The organism is Rhodoglobus sp. G.S.23 (assembly GCF_056675935.1).
Genome location: NZ_CM155237.1, coordinates 1,108,996 through 1,129,042, shown reverse-complemented (window position 1 = coordinate 1,129,042; position 20,047 = coordinate 1,108,996). Strand labels below are relative to the sequence as shown.

Below are 20,047 nucleotides of genomic sequence, written 5' to 3'. Positions count from 1 at the left end.
AGCTTCTAACTTCGTTGGTTATTCAGCGACGGGAGGCGTGACAGCTTCAGCGTCAACCGCGGTTACCAGCTCAGGCATCCACGAGTCGCCGTCAGCGACAAGAGTTACCTGGAACATGGGCTGGATCATGGCGTGGTCTTCAGCGCGGACGGTGATCGATCCCTTGACGGAGTCGAACGTCCAACCTTCAAGAGCCGCAATCATGGCGTCGACATCGTCGCCGCCTTCACGCACAGCCTGAACAACCATCTGCGCGGCAACGAAGCCATCAGGCGAGAACAGGTCAGCCTGCTTGCCCTCTGCCTCGAGGTAGCTCACCATGGCCGAGTTGGCGTCGTTGTCTGTTGCTCCACCGAAGTAGTGGTTGAGGAAGCTGATCTTGTCGCTAGCGGGACCGTAGGCGCCGTAGGTCGAGATGTCGCCAAGCCCGGTAGCAACCGGAACGCTATCGAACACGCCCTGCTGGCTGAGTGCCTCCCACATCGCACCAGAGGTAGCTCCAGCCCACGCCACGAACACGAGGTCAGGCTGGGCATCAACAATCTGCTGGGCGAACGGGGTGAACTCGGTTGCATCTTCAGGAACGAGCAAGCTCGTCACATCGGCACCTTGGCCGCCGAGGACGGCAGTTGCTGCGGCAACGTTGCCTTGACCGAATGCGGTGTCCTGACCGAAGACGAGAACCGACTTACCCGAAGGGTCTCCGATAAAGGTTCCTGCAGTAGCGACGTCTTGGTAGCTCTGGCGACCTGAACGGAAGGTGTAGCCATTGACACCGGTGATGGCATCAGCGGCTGCGGGGCCCGAAATGTAGAGAACCTTGTTTTGCTCAGCCTGTTCGGCCAGCGCGAGCGCGATTCCGGATGACACCGTGCCCATGATGATCTTCTTGCCTTGACCGATCACGTCTTTCGCTGCGGTGACTGCCTTGTCGGCATCGCCGGCGTCATCCGTGATTTCGATGTTGAGTTCACGGCCGTCGACGGTGCCTGTGCCGTCGGTGGCGTAGTCGAGACCGGCGTCGAATCCGGCGAGGTAGGCCTCACCATAGGCCGCAAGGGGGCCGGTTTGGGAAGTGATGATGGAGATGTCGACCGGAGCGAGCTCGTCGCCGCCCGAACCGTTATCTACGCTGGGGGCACAGCCCGCCAGTGTGAGAGCTACCGTCGCAATTAACGCCGGAGCGAGGTACTTTTTACTGACCCGCATGATGGGACCTTTCCTGCTGCCTTAGGAGGATTGTGATCTGAACCTGAGACCCGGTTCAGGTTTCATGTAGCCTATGGTTGCTCAACCTCGCTGTCAACAACGGCGCACCAACAAAGGAGTTTGCACAGTGGCCAACACCCCCGCACCCAACGATGTAGTAATCCTTTCCGCAACACGCACTGCACAAGGGAAACTGCGCGGACAACTCGCCTCACTCACCGCCGTCGAGCTCGGCGCCATAGCGCTTCGCGCCGCCGTCGAACGCTCCGGCGTCGACGTTGACTCCATTGACCAAGTGATCTTCGGCCAGGTCATTCAGGCCGGCGCCGGGCAGAACCCCGCGCGCCAAACGGCCATCGCCGCAGGCCTCGCCTGGAAAACCCCCACCGTCACAGTGAACAAAGTGTGTCTTTCCGGGCTTGCCGCAATCGTGGATGCTGCACGCCTCATCCGTCTCGGCGAAGCAAATGTCGTCGCTGCCGGCGGTCAAGAATCCATGACTAACGCACCGCACGTGCTCCCCGGATCGCGCATGGGCTGGGCTTACGGCACAGTTTCAGCGCTGGACTCTGCCGCGCACGATGCCCTCACCGATGCTTTTGATGCCGAGTCAATGGGCGCTAGCACCGAACGTCACAACGGCCGCCTCAATATTGGCCGCACCGAACAGGACGAAATCGCCGCTGCCTCGCACCAGCGAGCGGCCGCCGCAATCGAAGCCGGCATCTTCGTCGACGAGATTGCACCGGTGACTATCCCGCAGCGCAAGGGTGACGACCTCATTCTGGACACGGATGAGGGTGTGCGAGCAACCACCACCGTCGAAACTCTCGCCGGGCTGCGTCCCGCTTTCGATCCCGAAGGCACGATCACCGCCGGAAACTCGTCGCCCCTAAGCGACGGAGCATCCGCCGTGATCCTAGCCAGTCGCGCCTGGGCTGAAGAAAACGGCCTCACCTGGCTTGCCGTGCTCGACCGCTCCGGCCATGTCGCCGGCCCAGACAACTCGCTGCACTCGCAGCCAGCGCGCGCTATCGCCGCCGCCCTCGACAACGCAGGATGGAGCGCTGGCGACCTCGACTTTGCCGAGATCAACGAGGCCTTCGCCGCAGTGAGCCTGCGCTCGACCGCCGAGCTCGGGCTCAGTCATGACATTGTCAATATCCACGGTGGCGCTATAGCAATCGGACACCCCGTTGGCGCGTCCGGTGCTCGCCTCGTCGTTCATGCAGCGCACGAACTTGCCCGCCGCGGCTCAGGTCGCGCCGCAGTCGCACTGTGCGGAGGCGGCGGTCAGGGCGACGCCCTGCTGCTAACCCGCTAGTACTGACTAGTTTGCGCTAGTCCGTCGGTACTGCGCCGTCGGCGTTGCAGCGTTCGGCACTCGCACGGTTGATTGCGGTCTGGCCTCACGGGGCTAGACCGCAATTCGCCAAAAACTAAAAGATCGAAATGGGCTTCACAATGTCTGCATAGATGAGCAGCGCGCTCATTGCTCCGAGCAAGACAACAACCACTAGCGTCAACGGGATGATCTTGGCGGTATCGACCGGTCCAGGATCGGGCTTGCCAAAGAGCTTCGCGAAGAAGCGTCGAACACCTTCATAGAGCGCACCGGCGACGTGTCCACCATCAAGCGGCATGAGTGGCACGAGGTTGAAGACGAAGAGTGCGACGTTTAGTGAACCAATCAGTCCAATGAGCGAGGCCACTCGGTCTGCAACCGGAGAGGAATCGAGGCTGGCAATCTCGCCAGCGATCCGGCCGACTCCAACAACACTGATTGGTCCGTTGGGGTCGCGCTCATCTGGCCCAAAAGCCGCATTCGCGATATCAACCATGCGCTGCGGAAGGTGCAGGATGACGTTGGCGACAGCGACAACGTTGTCACCGACCGCGGGAAGCACTGCGGTAACAGGCTGGCGCACCGTTTCAACCGCCGAACCAATCGCCAAGAAACCGTACTCTTCGGTCTGAGGGTTGCCGTCGGCATCTTCGACAATTGCCCCTCGATCATCGTAAACATAGCGTTCGGTCAGCAGCGGCTCGGCCACCAGAGTGACCTCGGCGCCATCGCGCTCGACAACGACCGTTAGCTCGTCGCCAGCAGCCGCACGGATGTACTCAGTGGCTTCAGCCCACGTCTCGACCGGCTCACCGTCCATCGACACCAAACGGTCGCCGGGGAGCATCCCAGCCGCAAAACCAGGGGCCGCAGGATCAGCGCTTTCGCACGACTGACGTTCAGAAGTCGCAGGGAGCACACACTCCGAGACACTCCCGATTGTGGTGCTCGTCTGGGCAACACCAAATCCCATGAAAAGAATCGCGAACATGACGATGGCAATAAGCAGGTTCATCACCGGGCCACCCAGCATGATGATGATCCGTTTGATAATGGGCAGGCGATAGAAGGCCCGCGACTCATCAACGTCCACGAGAGTGTCAGCGCTGGCAGTACGAGCATCCTGAATCAGAGCCTGAAACATACCTGTCGTGGCGGTGCGCCCCCCACTGTTTGCTTTGCCCGGAGGATACATTCCCGCCATGGCGATGTAACCGCCAAGAGGAATTGCCTTGACGCCGTACTCCGTCTCTCCCCGTTTGCGGGAGAAAATAGTCGGGCCAAACCCAATCATGTACTGGCTTACGCGCACCCCAAAGAGCTTCGCCGGCAGTAAGTGGCCGATTTCGTGCAGGCCGATAGACACGGCGAGTCCGACGACGACAACAAGGATGCCGAGAATATACAAGAGCACGTTTTCCACCCGCTAAGAATAGCCACGAGCGCCGACGTCCACCTGTGCCAGCGCTGTGCAGACCTCAGAACTACCCCGCACTGGGGGTTTTTGAGACTCAGTGGCGAGTCTTTGACACAACCGAATCTGCTTCACGACGAGCCCAGACCTCGGCCTCGTGCAGGGCGTCAAGACTCAACTCGGTCGGCTGGTGGCTCTCAACGACCCGCTCGACGACATCCAAGATGTCGAGGTAACCGATAGCACCAGCGTGGAACGCCAGCACCGCTTGCTCGTTTGCCGCATTGAAAACTGCCGGGAATGTGAGGCCTGCCGTACCGACAGCCTTCGCCATCTCGACTGCAGGAAAAACTTCGCTATCGAGCGGCTCAAAACTCCACGTGCTTGCTGTAGTCCAGTCCAGCGGTACGCCGACACCCGGAACACGGTGCGGCCAATCCAATGCGAGCGAAATGGGCAAGCGCATATTGGGCGGGCTTGCCTGGGCAATCGTCGAGCCATCCACAAACTCGACCATCGAATGAACAATGGACTGAGGATGGACGGTGACAGCAATGCGGTCATATGGCACGTCAAACAGCAAGTGTGCCTCAATCACTTCGAGACCCTTGTTGACCAGTGTCGAGGAGTTCGTGGTGATTACGAGGCCCATGTCCCACGTCGGATGCGCCAACGCCTCGCGCGGCGTTACCTCATGCAACGACTCTCGCGATCGACCGCGGAACGGACCACCGGATGCCGTCAAAACTAGACGCTGCACCTCCGAGTGCTCCCCCGAACGAAGTGCTTGCGCGATGGCCGAATGCTCGGAGTCCACCGGAACAATCTGGCCCGGCTTCGCTCGCGACATCACTAAATCGCCACCGACAATCAAACTCTCCTTGTTGGCCAAAGCCAACACTGCGCCAGAATCAAGCGCAGCGAGCGTGGGACCCAAGCCCACAGAACCCGTGATTCCGTTGACGATAACGTCAGCCTCGACATCCCGAGCCAACTGAGCAGCCGCTTCAGCACCGAACGCAATGTGCTCGACGCCAAAACGCGCAGCTTGTTCCTCAGCGAGCGCGCGGTTCGACCCGGCGGCCAGCCCCACTACTTCGAATTGGTCGCGATTGGCATCGATGACGTCAAGCGCCTGAGTGCCAATTGATCCGGTCGATCCGAGCAGAATTATCTTGCGCATTCCGCTACCTTAGCGAGCCAGACGAAACTGACGAGCGGATGCTAGCCAATGCCGAGAATATCGACAACGAACACGATGGTGTCAGTTCCACTGATCGCAGCGCCTTCGTTGCCAGCTTCGCCGTAGCCTTCGCTTGGCGGGAGGACTGCGATGATCTGAGATCCGACTTTTTGTCCCTCAAGAGCAGCTTTGAAACCGGGAACAACCTGTCCGGTATTGAAAGTCGATGGGGTGCCGCGCGCCCAACTTTCATCAAAGATTTCGCCAGTTGTCCAGTTCATTCCTACGTAGTGAACGGTGACATCGGAATTTTCGCCAACAGTGTCGCCGTCACCTTGCTTAAGCACGGCCACGGCGAGCTCAGTGGGAGGATCAGTCGAAGGAATCGTGATGGTCGGGCGACCATCGTCGTCGAGCTCAACGGTAGGGAAGCCATCCTCAGCGGGCTGATCTTCGCCATCAGCTCGGGGAAGAGCTGCCGGCGCTGGAGCGTCAACGGAAACGATGTCGACCACAAAGACAATGTCGTCGTCGGCGCCAACACCAAGCTGCTCGCGAGCGGCATCGTCGGCAAATGACTCGTCAGGAGGAATTACACCCACGACGCGCGAACCGGCGGTAGAGCACTGAATGGTCTTGACGATACCGACGAGGAACTGCTCGGCATCAACCGGGAATGGAGCGAGACCGGCTTCGTCATAAGTCGTCGACGACAGCTCTTCACCAGTAGCACCGCTGTACAGAGAGAACTGAACGTTAGCGGTTGCGCCCTCAACAGCAACCTCGTCACCGTCTCCGGCGATAGCAACGGTGCGCTGAGTTTCAGAAACGTCTGTGGGGAAGTCAATTGTGACTTCTGGCTTCGCGCCGAAGTCGCCAGCGGTATTGACGGCTTCCGAAGCAGATCCCGATGCTGTGGGCGAGCAATCACCTGATTGTTCAGCCGTTGTCGAGTCGCCGGGGGCGCATGCGGCAAGCGAGGCCACAACACCGAGGGTCAGGAAGAACGGAATCGCTTTACGCACAGGAACCTTTCACAGCAACAACAAGAAGAACCAATCCTCGCGCACTATTGCTGTGCGTAGCGTGTGGAATCGCCGCCCAGTGCACGATCGCCAAGCGATGTTGGCTCAGACCGCTTTCTCATCCCCGACGATGATCCGCGGCTGGTGAAGCACAGGGAAGTTGACGGATGACGCGATGAAACACTTCTGACTGGCTTCGGTGTGCGCATCCATCGCATCCTCAACGCTTCCGGCAGAGATCGTCACCACCGGCCGAAGCGTCACCGAGGTGAAATGCCCGCCTCCGTTGTCCGTCTGCTTCATCGTGCCCGAAACTTCGTCGTGGTAGGCGGTGACAACGATGCCGCGGCTGACCGCTACGTGCAGATAGCTGAGCATGTGGCACTGGCTGAGCGCGGCAATGAGCAACTCCTCCGGGTTCCACCGTGTGGCATCACCGTGAAAAACACGAGCGCTCGAGCCCTCGATGCTGTGCTTGCCAACGGCAGTGACTTCGTTATGGCGAGAGTACCCACGATATTCGCGCGTTCCCTCACCAAGATTGCCCGACCATTCGAGTCGCACTTCAAAGTTGTGATCGATATTCATCAGAAACTCCTTCGCCAGCATCTAGCCCAAAGCCCATGATCGCAGTACGAAGTCCCACCACCACGCGCGACTCCACCGTATCTCGCTCAGACCTCACGGCGAAGTGCTTGAAGTGCTTCGAAACGGCTAGCGTGGGATGGTGAATGAAGCTACCTCAGGCCAAGCCAACGCCCTCACCGTCGAAGACACCGTGCAGCTTGCTGTGCTCGAGCGGTCGGGGATGATCGAATCTCGCCATCTCGGAGCGGCAGTAGTGCTCGCCCCTGACGGTAGCGAATTGCGTCGTCTCGGCAACCCCGAAGCACTCATCTATCCGCGCTCGACTCTGAAACCGATGCAAGCGATCACTGTCCTGCGCTCAGGAGTCACACTCAGCGACGAACAACTCGTGTTGGCCAGCGCAAGTCACATCGGTAGCCAACGCCACCAAGACGTTGTCGCCTCGACCCTGGCCGCCTACGGCCTCAGCGATGATGATTTGCGTTGCCCGCCCGACTGGCCAGCAAACTCGGCTGCTCGACGCGCAACGGATGCTCCTCGTCGGCTGGCCATGAATTGTTCAGGAAAGCACGCGAGCTTTCTTGCGGCCTGTGTCGTCAACGGTTGGCCACTTGAGAGCTACCTTGAGCACGATCATCCGCTGCAATCTCGAATCCGCGAAACGATAGTCGAGTTCACTGAAGCTGAGCTGGCACATGAGGGTACCGACGGATGCGGCGCCCCCGTCTTCGCGATGAGTCTTGTTTCCTTGGCACGGGCAATCCAACGCGTGACCACGGCAACCGCGGAGAACGATCCCCACGCTCACGCCCTCGTCAGCGCGATTCGGGCCAACGCCTGGGGGCTAGACATGCCGCAGGTTGCCGAAGCGATGGACACCCTCGGCATTATTGCCAAGCGCGGCGCCGAGGGTGTTCTTATCGCGGCGGCGCCCGATGGCACCACTGTCACGCTGAAAATCCTTGACGGGTCTATTCGGCCGCTGCTCCCTGTCGGTTTGTCCTTGCTCGCTGAAGTTGGTGCCATCGACGCGGATGCTGCCGCTGCGGTTCTCGCCTCGACTACCGAAAAAGTACTGGGTCGAGGCGTGCCCGTCGGTGAACTGCGTTTTCAGCTCACGTAAGAACTACGCGCTAATGATGGTGCGAGGATGACGGCAGGTCAGCCCTTACCGGTGATGCGACGGAACTCGGCATTGAACGCTTGGTCATCGGTGGTACTGAGCGTGCGGAAAGAACTGGCGCGCGACATTGCAGTGGCGTTGGGGAACGTGAACTGGTTTGTGGCCAACTCCGGGTAGTTCTCGATTGCGTACTCAAGGGTGCCGTCAACAGGGCTCACACACTTGATCCACTGCACGACCTTGGTCGCGTTTGCGGGATCGTAGTAAAAGTCCATCAGCTTTTCAACGTTGGCTTTGTGCTGAGCACCCGCAGGAATAACGAGCGAGTCCGTGAAGAACGTGCCCCGCGATCCTGGAAGCAAGAACTTGTACTTTTCGTACCCAGCTTGGGCATTGAGCACAGCGATATCGCCGGCACGAGCAAATCCGGCTACTGCTTCGCCTGACTTGAATTTGTCGATGTAGTCACTGCCCATGACCCCAAGAATGTGTTTGGACGCGAGGTGCTTTTCGAGAACATCACTCGCCTTCTTGAATTCGTCGATTCCCCAGATATCTTTCGAGATATCGACACCTTGGGCGAGCAAGAGCATCCCCATCGTGTGGCGCATTTCTGCGAGAACAACGACTTTTCCTTTGAGTTCATCTGCCCACAGTTGCTCAACCGAAACTAGGCCCTTGGGATATTCCTCGGTGTTCCAGGCAATGCCGATGAATCCGCTTTGCCACGGCAGTGAGTAGTCACGGTCGGGATCGAAGTCGGGATGAGCAAGCTTCTTGTTGAGGTTCGCCTTGTTGGGGATGTTCGCCGAATCAATCTTCTGTGCGTAGCCGAACCTGATCAGTCGAGCAGCCATCCAGTCGCTGACAACGATTACGTCAGCCCCTGTTGGCTTTCCCAACGCGAGTTGGTCTTTCATCGTCAAGTAGAAGCCAACGTTGTCTTTGACAACAGAACGGTATTCAACACTGACACCGGTCTGATTCTTGAATTCTTTGAGGGTCGCGGAGTGTCCGCTGAGGTCTTCATCAATGTATGAGGGCCAGCTTGCCCACACGAGAGAGCTATCACTCTCTGAAATATCAATAGCACTTGAGCCGTCTGGCGCGGCGCATGCGGCAAGAGCTAACGCGGATGCGCCAAGCCCTGCTCCCTGCAATAGCCGCCTGCGGCTGAGTTGAGATTGCTTCGCCTGCAGCATCAGCTGTTGGATCGCTGGATCCTGCGGAAGTGGTCTCGTCACGTTTTCTCCTTCGCCACACCAATTACCCCGATGGTAGTGAGCGCAGTTTGCGTAGTTGTAGCCCCAGTTAGGAGGGGCTTTATGGGCGCGTGGCAATAATTCCATGTTTTGTGCTCAGATTCGCGCCATTATTGTGCCCAATTCGGGTACCGCTGAAGATCACGTCCTCACCACTTCTCGTCGCGAGATTACACCGTGGTAGTTCTTGGCAGTCGCACTCTCTCTGCTCCAGCTTCGGTGACGTTCCAGTAGTGGCCCGAGCCGGGAGCAAGAGGGGGTGGCAGTTCCCGAGTGCGCGCGAGCGTGCGGTAGTCGCTGAGGTTGCAGCCATCGAGCAGGATTGTGGCGTGCGCTCTGAGGAGCGTTAGCGCGCCCCAGCGCGACTGCCATTCATCGATTGATCCGATAATGGCAACGGGGTCGTTCCCGTTGGGGATGAACAATTCGCGTTCGGAACCAGGCGCTCCTTCGAGTACGCGCGTTTGCCATCCTGCTGCGGCGAGTGCTGCTCTGGTTGCTGTGGGACGGCTGCTGGCGACAGCGAGGTGCTCATGACGATTGAGGGTTCTGACGGCTGCCGCTCGCGGCACAGGTGGCACATCTTCGCTTCTGGCGATGTGCACTCGCATGTCTTTCCATAAACCACCTCCGGGAGGTAGTGCCGGGTTAAAATCGTCTGAGGCGCCGCCGGAAAGTACGAATTCCTGCCGACTGCTGAAGCGGAGCCTCAGGATGTTTGGCATGAGTTGGGCGATGGCCTGCAGCGCTGCGGTGACACGTTGAGCGCTCGCGACCACCCAAATTTTGTGAGCGGGTCCCTCGCGGAGGAGGCGAATAAGTCTCTCGAGAATTGCGGCTCGGTGGTCGTCGTCGAACCGTGAAACTATCGCGTCTAGATCATCAATGAGCACGATCGTTCCCCCCGCGGACTGCTCGCGCGATGTCGAATTATCGAGTAGCGCATGAATTTCGGCAAGCGTGTCCCAGAATCCTGCAGCGTCGAGCCCTCCGGCTTCAATGCGGAAGCAAGGCTCTTCGCCCATGTGTGGGCCTGTGACCGCTTCTGCAGAGTCTGCCGTCACAGGGCGAGCAACACCGCGAGAAGCGGCCGCAGCGGCGACTGTGGCGATCGCGACACTCTTGCCGCTGCCTGGGCCACCGAGAATGAGAACATTCCCGTCTGCCATCGGCGACCATTCCGCAATGCCCTGGCGCTGCTCCTCGGGGATATCGCTGAGCCCAAAGCAGATGGTGGCCTCTTCTCTCCCCTGTCGCCAAGCCCTCCCCCCAGCGGAGCTACTGCGTTCAGCGACATGAGCGAGCGAAACATCGCCGGGAAGGGGTTCGCACCATGGTCGTCTCGGGGTTACGGTGGCTGGCCATCGTTTGGCAACTGTCTGAATGTCGTCTGGCGTCGCGAGCGCGAACTGCGCTAGCTCGGCGGATGAGGACCCGTGAGCAAGCCACGCGCGACCCTTCGCTCCCGTTGGCAGCTCGGCCGCGCGATCGCTACCGATCACGGCGGAGCTATCTGCTCCGTTGTTCACCCGCAGCGAAATCCGAAGATCGGCATTGGCTAGGAGCGAATCTCGCACCACTCCTGACGGGCGCTGTGTGCACAAAATCAGGTGCACCCCGAGAGACCGGCCACGGGCAGCAATGTCGCTAAACAGGGCGTGCAGTTGAGGATAGTCGGCCATCATCGCCGCAAACTCATCAACGACAATCACTAGGCGCGGAAGTGTGTCCAGTTCAGCGACATCTCTCACCCCGGCGATGGCGAGTGCACGCTCTCGGTACTGCAACTCTGCTCGAAGGCTGACAAACGCTCGACTGGCCTCGGCAGCGTTGAGGTCAGTAATGATTCCCACCGTGTGGGGAAGCTCTGAAAGGTGAGCGAATGCTGAACCACCTTTGAAATCGACGAGCAGGAAAGTGACATCGTCCGGCGAGGATTCTGCAGCCATTGCGAGAACCCAAGAGATGAGCAGTTCGCTCTTGCCGCTTCCCGTGGTCCCCCCAACAATTGCGTGCGGCCCGTGAGCAACAAGATCGACAACGATGCGACCGTTCGCCCCCACCGCTGGCCGACTCGCTAGCGACTTGGTACGACGCGGTCGCAGCTCGCAGCCAGGATCCAGCTGGCCCAATAGGCCTCTCAATTCGACCGAATTAGGCACTGCACCATCGCTGCTTGCTAACCCGTCGCGGGAGGCAATGTCGTGTGCCGCGAGCGCCCACGCCAATGCTTGCTCCCGACCGAGAAACGATGGTGCAAAGTTTCGCCGCTGATGTTTGTCCGGATGGCGGACAACAGCGACCGTGCTCCCGTCGGCGCGAATAATAATTCGATGCCCGCTCGGGGCGTGCTCCTCATTCTCGACAACGCTGATCGAGACGCTGGGTACACCATCTCCGAGTACTCCCCAGTGAACACTTGCCCGGGTGTGCGCATGGTCAGCATCATCGACACCGCTCTCTGAACGCAAGACTCGGTGCGGAAGATGTGCACTCCATTGCTCTGAACTAAAGACGCCGCGCAACCTCACCCAGCTTGTCGTTGGCGAAAGCGTGCGCGCTAACTGAATGGCCAGCCCCCTGGCTAGGGAGAGTGCAATTGGCTCGGTACCGAAAATCGCAATGCCGAGCCGAGCATTCACAGCGATGGGAGCACCGTGCACACTCGCAGCCTGATCGACTAGGTGCTGGTAGTGCTCGTCGGTAACCGGATCCACCGCATCGTGCGATCCGGAACGATCAATGACGAGGTCGCTACGAACTGTGCCGTAGCCGAGGTGCACCGGCAGAACGTCGCGAGGCTCTCGCGCCCAGCGCAAGGAATCTATCTGCACGTCGTTCACCATGACGATCGCCGGTGGCGTGCGCTCAACAAGATCGCCTCGCTCCTGCCGATGGTAAGCCTCAATGGACAGTTGGGTCGCCGCTACTTCCCGGGAAAATCGTGCGGTTTCGGCGCGCAGCTTTTTGCGTGCGGAAACCCGCGAATCAATGAAGCTTCCCGTCGCCGCTAGTGGGCCAAGCGCAGCGAAGACCAATGCGAAGGTGGATCCTGTTATGAGCCAAATCGCCAACGAAGCCACGATCGGAACTGTTGCAGCGACGATCGGGAATCTAAAGGGCGCTGCGGGCTGTGGAGCAGTAGGCAAAGTAATACGGGGGCCAGTAGCGCGAGAATCGGTCACTCACTGAGTTCATCAGCCTTCAGCATCCGCTCATATCACTCACCCCAAGTAGTGGAAAGAGTGCATCCTGTAGGATTTGTGAGGGACGCTTCTCCCCGGTTCGACCGCACCGACGGTGAGTAAAGCGAACGCCGGTGAGTTCTGTCGCTAACTAACGATGAAGAACTGTTCGCCGATCTCAACTCGTGTGCCGCGCATGACTCGATAACGCTTGCCGGGTTCACACCGCTTGGGTTCTCCCCCGGGTTCTCGCACGACCGTTCCGTTGCCGGAGTAACGGTCGCTAATCCAGAAGGCACCAGTGATTTGACCGAACTCAAGATGCGTCTTGGACACGGACTTACTGGGGTCGGTAATCGGCACGAGAATGTCGAACTTTTCTGATGGCTCTGCAATCGGATTGCGACCAACCAGACCGGTTCCCGTCACAATCACGCTGTCGCCCGTGCTGAACTGAAGCACAAAACGTGTGCCAGAAAGACTTCTCTCGACGATCCGAGTGTCTTCGATGTCTTCGTCGTCGGAAGCAAGCGATGCAATCGGGGTTGGCGGAGCGATGGGAAGCTCCACTCGGTGATGAGACATCGGCGGCGGTGCAAGAACTGAGAGCCCAGCCGTCTCAGATGCGCCGCTACCATCCGTGCTTGCGCTCACCTCCTCGGCAACTCGCTGATCATCGCTTGACGCAAAATCTGGCACTGCGCTGAGTCGCTCGAATTCGGCAGCTGAGCCGTTATGGTTTCCGTCAACGGCACCAACCGAAGCTGCCTCATCCAAGGAGTCGATTGATTCACGTGGAGCGGATGTCGACGCTGCCTCAGAACTCAACTGTCCGATTTCCGTCGCACGGGAACTCGAATCCGCATCCGAAAATTGTGGGTCGCCTGAATCGTCGCGTGCCTCGTCGCTCGAAGCAGAGTGGTCGTTTTGCGAGTCTGCGTTGTCATCATCGTTCTGGGAAATTGTAGGCAGTTCTGGGGCGTCTCCCGATTCGGGATTCCCCGCGTTCATGGCCTGGTCGGCGATCTCGGCCTGCTCGGCGACCTCAGTGTGCCCGGATAGTTGTGCCTGCTCAGCTAGTTCAGCCTGCTCAACGTTCTGATTCTGTTCAGTCTCGTCTTGTGCCGCTACCTCGTCGATGTGACTAGCAGCGAGTGTGTTGCGCGCTGAAGCGACTGCCCCGGTGCGGGCGGTTGGTTTTCCCCAGGGGAAGGGGTCTAGTGGTGGCGCGACCGCGGTGCGAGCTGTTGGCCCGATTCCGTGTTTGACGAAGCCACAGGAGCCGCAGAAGATATCGGATTCCGAAAGAGCTTCACCACATTGAGCGCAGACTGCATCGCTCGATGCCGACACGACCAGTGGCGCCGTCGGTGCTTTTTCGGAATCAACAGAAGCGACTGACTCGTTCTGCGGACCATTGACACTGTCGGATGCCCGGGGAGCAGTTGCGCTGAACGAAGTCACCTCAGCCTCTGGCTCGACCGCTGTCGTTGAGGGAGCTGGCTGATCGGCTACGCGCTCCGATGCTACAGGCGCAAAAGCGGACGCCCTCAATCGATCTGCTGTCGTAAAGAGCGTTTCTTCACCGAGGGGGCGCACCTGCTTTGCAGGGGAACGCTCGGCGGCAGGAACGGCCACCTCGGGCCGACCCACATTCTTGAGATCTGGCGCAAACGCCGATCGCGGCAGGGGCGACGGCTCGACCAAGGGCTCTGGCTCAACGAGTGCTTCAGGCTCGGCCGGAAGCTCAGGCTCGGCTTGCTCTTCGTGCTCTGTCTGCGGCTGCGGCTCTGGCTCTTGCGCTGGCTCTTGCGCTGGCTCAGGCTCGGATTTAGCGTCGGATTCGGTTTCGGTTTCGGGCTGAGACTCTGATTGAGGCGCGGGCACCGGTGCGTCGCCCGCAAGCAGCACTACCCCGTCGCGATCGCTGTCACGGACGCCAGAGTGATCCTCTTCGAGCGATCCATTGACGTCACGAGTTGGATCGTCTCCGCCACGCGCATCGTCATCGACAAGCGCACCGTCATCGTCAGCAACATCGCCGCCGTCAGCGGCCTCGCCAGCCTTAGCGGCACCCGCATCAACACCCGCATCATTAACTACAGCAGCGTCAGCGTCGCCGATCTCAGCTATCGGGATTTCGTCATCAGATTTCGGCGCGTGGTCAGAATCGGCGTCAGTTTCGGACTGCACCGAATTCTCAGTCGCTGCGTCGTTGACCACCACTGCCTCGTCCGCGGCTGCTGCGTCCACCGCTGCCTCGTCCGCCGTGGCGTCGGGTGACTGCGGCCAGGCCGCTTCTTGGGGGTTTGGCGCCGGAAGGTCGCGCCAACCCTCGTCGGCTGCGGGCGGGACATCGCTCACCACTGGTGATGGGGAAATGGTGGCGGCGAAAGTGAGAACTGAGGGGTCGACGACTTCGTCGTAGGGACCATCTTCGTCGAACGGCAAAACCTCGTGCTCTGGGCCGTCTTCTGGCTCGTCCTCGGGAGCGCCGTCGTGCTGAACTGATTCGCTGTCGTCAGTCGGAGTGTTGGGAAAGTCGCCAACATCGTGGGCTGAGAGTTCATCAGCGCTGGGGAGCACCAGCGGCTCGCCTAGCTGCAAAACTATGGTGTCGGATGCTGTGGGCGCGGTCTCATCGAACTGATGAGTTTTGTCGGCTGACGCAGATGTTTCGGCGCTGACTTCGTGAAGGTCAGCGGTGGCGGCAGTCGATGTCGGAATCGTGGGGCGTGAAACCGGACGAGACGCGGCTGCCGGTGCGACCTCAGCGCTCTCAGCGCTCTCAGCGCTCTCGCCGCTTTCGACCGAGTGACGGCGACGTGCGCTCAGCAAAGCCGCTGCCTTTGCCTTCTTTTCCGCGCGCTTCACTCGTGCGGATTGTGAGCGTTTGGGAGCAGCATCAGCGCTGCGGCGGGCGCGCCGGGACATCGCGGGCCGCCCGCACTCGGCACAGTAAACAGCATCGGCGGGCAGTTGCGTCGCGCAGAAAGAACAGATCATCGGGTAGTCCTCTATCGCTTAAACAGACTTGTGACACTATAACCACCGAGCGATCGCAGTGATATTTTGGTCGTGAACCGCGCCCAACGCGACAGTCCAGTGTGAAGCTGATTTTCGAGATCGGTGACGTTCGTCCAGAACGCATCGACCTCGTCTGACTTCGGATCAGCTCCGGAGAAAATTACGCGGTCGGCATGCACCGCAAGGTCATGGGCGGCTGGTACTTGCACTATCGCAGCGACCTCCGTTCGGGTTCCTGACGGTGGTGGCGTGTAGCCGTGGTCAAGGAGGGAGTCTTCAAACTCTTGCCAACCACCGCTGATCTGGTCGAGGGCGGAATCTGCGCGTCGGCGCAATATCCGTCGACGCAGTTTCGCGGCGACAATAAGCAAGAATGGGGCAGCGATCACGAGGAGCACGAGCAACGTCCAACCGACAGCGCGGAGAACCGCGAGGATCGCCTGCAGCACAGGATCAAGGTCAGGTTGCAGCGCCTGCTCACTATCCGGGTTTGACTGGCGGTTGAGCGTGTCCGATTCGATTTCCGGAGGTTGCACGACTGTTTGGGGGCGAGCAACCTGCGCAGTGTCATCCGGATCTTCGTCCGGAATCTCACGCAATGGTGGATTGGGGTCAAGCGTGACCCAGCCATATTCTTCGGTATTGACTTCGATCCAGGCGCTCACGTCATTGCCGCGAATCTGCTGGTCTGAAGTGACGAACCCGAGCACTATTCGGGCGGGGAACCCCAACTCGTTTGCCATGATGGATGCCGCAACCGCATACTGCTCTCCATCACCGATCATTCGCTGCTCAGTAAACAGCTCAGCAATTCGATCTGCTGAGTGACCAGATCTGCTAGCCGGTTCGTCTACACCGACACCGTGACTGATGTAGCCGTCAGCTGCCAGGCCGGCAAGCATGGCGGCGAGACGCTCGCCTGGCACGGTGATCCCACGCACGTACTGGTCGAGTTTTTCCGTGAGTTCGTCTGGCGAGACTCCGATGGGAGGAACTTCAGCTGCACCAGGCGTAAGTGTCGAAATTTCGTCATCCGTGGGTTGGACGGGGACAACGCCTTCAAGGGTGTAGCTATCGCCACGCTCGAGTCGCTCGGTCACCGCTGCAGTGCCGGAAACTTTGTTGTAGTAGAACGAGTCGCGCAAATCCGCGGCTCGATCTCCACCGAAGTCAACCTCTTCAAACAGGCCAACGGTCGGCACCCAAACTCCTGAATATGCGGCAATAGTGATTGCCATCTGGGCCGGACTTCCTTCGACTTCAGACTGGTCAAAGCGAGAAGGCACACGAGCAAATGATCCGGAAGCGCTCGTGACGCGACCGCTACCTACCGCGTAAACAACCCCATCGTAGCTATCAAGTGTGGCAAGCCTGACTCGAGTTCCCAATGGGACACCCGACACTTCGAAAAGCACAGAGTTGGCTGTTGTTGGCTGCCAATAGCGCCGAAAACCAGAAAGCGGGCTCACGTAATCTCGCGGATCAAAAGGCTCAACTATCGCCGTGCGAAGCACGGAGCGATCGTTCACGGGAGGCACAGCGTTGGCAAAAGCGACTGCGGCACTTGTCGCGATCGCCAAAATCATGACCGCACTGATTACTGTTCGCGCACCAGCAAAGCCAAACTCTCGCTTGCGTCGAGCTACACCAGCGGTATCCATCGCGGCTTCAAGAGCATTGACGGTGTCGCGTCGACGTCGCCAGCGAAACCACACCAGCGCGAGCGCAATGACGACCAATAGGGCGATTGCCAATGTTGCCGGTCGATCGGGGTAGGTGGGGCCAAACGCCACTGCCGACAAGAACAACGCGATTGGTGGAATCACTGAAAGTTCTGGGCTTCTGGTGCGATAGGCGATGCTGAGCGCAGCGACTGTGGCGGTGAGGACAAGCACGAGGGCTGGTACGAGCAACGCTTGATAGCTGCCAACGGGAAGGGAAATTGTCAGAAGTTGCTTCCACCCGAGAGCAACACCGAGAACGAGATCGATAAGTCCGCCGAGCGTCGGCAACACTGTATATTGCGCCTCGGATGGAATCGCAATAGGAACTCCGATCACCAGAAATGCAACAAACGTGACAAGCGTTGTCGTCACGAATGACCATTTTCTCCAGAGCGAAACGACGGCCACAATGGAGCCGACGATCACACTCACGGCGATGAGAATGATCACGGCGGGGCTGCGGTAGATCGGCCACAGCGCGGCCGCAGCGAGAACAATTGCCAGCCAGAGCAGTCCGCCGCTGACAAGGAAGAAGGAACGTGACAGTGTGCGCCTCATACTGCCGCCGATCGCGCGAGGGCTCGTTTAAGATCCTCGAGGTAGCCGATCGTGAGAACGCTCAGTCCGGCGACCCTGCGCAAACCAGGAACTGTTTCCGGGTCACACACAATGGCAACCACTTCCACGTTCGCGGCGAATTTTGTTGATGCAGCGCGCAGTTGCTGCGAGGTCACGGGTGAACCGCAAATAAGAAACGCGACCGAAACACCGCTCGTCTGCTCAGAAGTAACGCGTGCGACATCCACAATTCGAAGAGCCGTTTCTGCATTCTGCACGCGAGTGAGGTCGTCGAGGAGTCGGGTCCCGGTCAAAGTGGAAAGGGCTCGTACGGCGAAAATCTTCCGTTTGGCAAACTGCGGTGTTTGCGCGCTAGCAACTACCGTTACCGTTCTGGCATCGCGAATAGCTTGCGCGCCCAGAGATCCGGCAACGCTCACCGCCATCTCGAATTCATATTCGCTCGCAAAGTCGGCAGTCGCCAAGCTTAACGCGATCACCAAATGACTGCGGCGGGTCTCCTCAAACTGACGAACCATATACCGGCCGGTTCGCGCAGTGGTTTTCCAGTGGATGTTGCGCCGCTCGTCACCCGGAAGGTATTCGCGGAGCGCATGAAAAGAAATGTCGTTATTTGCTAGATCCTTGGTGGGGTTTCCTTCAAGGTCGCGGATCAGACCAGTGCTGACACTGGGGATACTGATGGTGCGCGGGTGAACGAAGACTTCCGCGGACTCAGTCCACACGAGCTCGCGGCGTACAAGCCCTATCGGGTCAGCGCGCACTGTTCGTACGGGGCCGACTGATATAACGCCTCGACGATGAGTAGGGATGGGAAAATCGTGCGTTGCCGAACCGCCGGGCCGGATGCTCGGAAGCACTGCCTCGGCAAAGGTCTGAGCGACCGGAATTTCAGCGACAACTCCGAGGCTGCGTCGCTTACTCTCGTTGACCCCGCGAACCTCGCCGCTTGCAGCCTCCCCGACAACCACACGCCGTCGATCCACGTGAAGGCTGATTGCGAGCTGGCTTCGCCCAAAGAGATAAATGGCCGCCATCAGCGATACAGCGATGAATGCGTAGCCCGCAATAACGAGTTCGACCCACGCTATCGAGTAACCAACGATCAGGCTCAGAGGGATGAGGGCAAGAATCACCCAGCCGAGCGGAGTCACGACTGACGTGACTCTCGCCGCGTAGCGAGAGATCATGGTGCGCGCGAGGCCAACGAAACGCACGATGGCCACGATTAGGTCAGCGAGAAACCCCGTGCGGTACCCGACAATTCGAGTTCGTGCGTTGTCGAGTCCCCGGATTGCAGTCGGGAAGTCTGCGTCAGAGCGCGCTCGTTCGCCGCTCGGATCCTGATGTTCCGCTGCGGGTTGTTGACGGGGCTCTCTTTTAGCCTGGCGCGAGAAAATCGAACTCACACGGCTTGCCGTTCAGTGGGTGGAGGATTCTCAATCAGAATCTGGGCGATAACACTCGAGGCGGTTACACCTTCAAACTCTGCTTCGGCATCGATCACCAGTCGGTGCGCAAGTACGGGCTCGGCAAGTGCTTTCACGTCATCGGGAACGACATAGTGCCGACCGTTGGAGGCCGCCAGGGTCTTGGCTGCGCGCATCAGCGCGAGCGCTCCACGGACACTCACGCCAAGTCGAACTTCAGTTGCGCTGCGAGTCGCTTCAACTAGCCGGCTTACGTAGTCATTTATTGTCGGGTCGACATGAACAGTGCGAGCGAGCTGAGCCATTTCAACAACAAGCTCAGCGCTGACGACAGGGTCAATGGTCACGGAGTGCGCGGCCACGCCGGCACCATCAAGGATACGAAGGGTGGATGCCCGGTCTGGGTAGCCGATCGAAGCTTTCATCAGAAAGCGATCCAGTTGTGCTTCGGGTAGACGGTAGGTACCCGCTTGCTCGATGGGGTTTTGAGTAGCAATCACCATGAAGGGCGCGCCAACGGGGTGTGAAATTCCGTCTACGGTTACTTGCCCTTCTTCCATCACTTCTAGCAGCGCAGCTTGAGTTTTGGGGCTCGCACGGTTGATCTCATCGGCAAGAACAATATTGGCAAAGATTGGTCCGGGGTGGAACTCAAACTCGTTGTCCCGCTGATCGTAGATACTGACTCCGGTGATGTCACCCGGCAGTAGGTCTGGGGTGAACTGGATGCGGTTCGTGGTTCCTGACACGCTTTGCGCTATCGCGCGAGCAAACGAGGTCTTTCCTGTGCCGGGGTAGTCCTCAAGCAGCAGGTGCCCCTCGCTCAGCAGCGCAGTGAATCCGAGGCGCACCACAAACGTCTTTCCGAGCAGGATTTGCTCGACATTCGTGACGAGCCTGTTGAAACTCTCTGCGAACCATGCAGCTTCATCGGGAGTCATGCTCATACCGCA

The 20,047-nt window shown here is 59.2% G+C and carries 13 protein-coding genes; 2 read left to right on the top strand and 11 right to left on the bottom strand.

The annotated features are described in order from the left end of the window. Positions 1 to 18 precede the first annotated feature (18 nt). Positions 19 to 1,209 carry a substrate-binding domain-containing protein gene (locus tag AC1ENN_RS05355; RefSeq protein WP_480392006.1) on the bottom strand — a complete coding sequence of 397 codons (1,191 nt, stop codon included), beginning with the start codon at positions 1,207 to 1,209 and terminating at the stop codon, positions 19 to 21. A gap of 127 nt (positions 1,210 to 1,336) precedes the next feature. Here AC1ENN_RS05355 and AC1ENN_RS05350 point away from each other — a divergent pair, with 127 nt between their 5' ends. Then, positions 1,337 to 2,533, top strand: coding sequence for an acetyl-CoA C-acetyltransferase (locus tag AC1ENN_RS05350; RefSeq protein WP_480406820.1), 1,197 nt, complete (start codon positions 1,337 to 1,339; stop codon positions 2,531 to 2,533). A 115-nt stretch (positions 2,534 to 2,648) separates the two neighbouring features. Here AC1ENN_RS05350 and AC1ENN_RS05345 read toward each other — a convergent pair whose 3' ends face one another. The 4 genes from AC1ENN_RS05345 to AC1ENN_RS05330 form a co-directional block, all read right to left on the bottom strand. Beyond that, the gene (locus AC1ENN_RS05345; protein ID WP_480406819.1) at positions 2,649 to 3,977 is read right to left on the bottom strand and encodes a M50 family metallopeptidase; all 1,329 of its coding nucleotides are present in this window, start codon (positions 3,975 to 3,977) and stop codon (positions 2,649 to 2,651) included. 88 nt (positions 3,978 to 4,065) lie between these two features. Then, on the bottom strand, positions 4,066 to 5,151 hold the full coding sequence (dxr, locus tag AC1ENN_RS05340) for a 1-deoxy-D-xylulose-5-phosphate reductoisomerase (RefSeq protein ID WP_449648883.1): 1,086 nt from the start codon (positions 5,149 to 5,151) through the stop codon (positions 4,066 to 4,068). Positions 5,152 to 5,192: 41 nt separating this feature from the next. Further along, positions 5,193 to 6,176 (bottom strand): FKBP-type peptidyl-prolyl cis-trans isomerase, encoded by a 984-nt coding sequence (locus AC1ENN_RS05335; protein WP_449648882.1) that lies wholly within the window; start codon positions 6,174 to 6,176, stop codon positions 5,193 to 5,195. 105 nt (positions 6,177 to 6,281) lie between these two features. Next, complete coding sequence (locus AC1ENN_RS05330; RefSeq protein WP_449648881.1) at positions 6,282 to 6,764, bottom strand: OsmC family protein; 483 nt, start codon at positions 6,762 to 6,764, stop codon at positions 6,282 to 6,284. 136 nt (positions 6,765 to 6,900) lie between these two features. Here AC1ENN_RS05330 and AC1ENN_RS05325 point away from each other — a divergent pair, with 136 nt between their 5' ends. Next, a complete protein-coding gene (locus AC1ENN_RS05325; RefSeq protein ID WP_480406818.1) occupies positions 6,901 to 7,887 on the top strand; it encodes an asparaginase in 987 nt (328 codons plus the stop codon). Positions 7,888 to 7,925: 38 nt separating this feature from the next. Here AC1ENN_RS05325 and AC1ENN_RS05320 read toward each other — a convergent pair whose 3' ends face one another. The 6 genes from AC1ENN_RS05320 to AC1ENN_RS05295 all read right to left on the bottom strand — a co-directional run bounded on the left by AC1ENN_RS05320 (position 7,926) and on the right by AC1ENN_RS05295 (position 20,041). Continuing rightward, complete coding sequence (locus AC1ENN_RS05320; protein ID WP_449648879.1) at positions 7,926 to 9,131, bottom strand: ABC transporter substrate-binding protein; 1,206 nt, start codon at positions 9,129 to 9,131, stop codon at positions 7,926 to 7,928. Between the two features lie 188 nt (positions 9,132 to 9,319). Then, positions 9,320 to 12,334 carry an FtsK/SpoIIIE domain-containing protein gene (locus AC1ENN_RS05315; RefSeq protein ID WP_480392003.1) on the bottom strand — a complete coding sequence of 1,005 codons (3,015 nt, stop codon included), beginning with the start codon at positions 12,332 to 12,334 and terminating at the stop codon, positions 9,320 to 9,322. Positions 12,335 to 12,481: 147 nt separating this feature from the next. Further along, positions 12,482 to 15,268, bottom strand: a complete 2,787-nt coding sequence (locus AC1ENN_RS05310) for an FHA domain-containing protein (protein ID WP_480406817.1) — start codon at positions 15,266 to 15,268, stop codon at positions 12,482 to 12,484. Between the two features lie 83 nt (positions 15,269 to 15,351). Then, positions 15,352 to 17,643: a transglutaminase TgpA family protein gene (locus AC1ENN_RS05305; RefSeq protein ID WP_480392001.1), complete on the bottom strand. Its 2,292-nt coding sequence runs from the start codon at positions 17,641 to 17,643 to the stop codon at positions 15,352 to 15,354. Continuing rightward, positions 17,640 to 18,890 carry a DUF58 domain-containing protein gene (locus tag AC1ENN_RS05300; protein WP_480406816.1) on the bottom strand — a complete coding sequence of 417 codons (1,251 nt, stop codon included), beginning with the start codon at positions 18,888 to 18,890 and terminating at the stop codon, positions 17,640 to 17,642. The genes AC1ENN_RS05305 and AC1ENN_RS05300 overlap by 4 nt, the downstream gene beginning before the upstream one ends. A gap of 179 nt (positions 18,891 to 19,069) precedes the next feature. Beyond that, positions 19,070 to 20,041 carry an AAA family ATPase gene (locus AC1ENN_RS05295; protein WP_449648874.1) on the bottom strand — a complete coding sequence of 324 codons (972 nt, stop codon included), beginning with the start codon at positions 20,039 to 20,041 and terminating at the stop codon, positions 19,070 to 19,072. Positions 20,042 to 20,047: the final 6 nt, after the last annotated feature.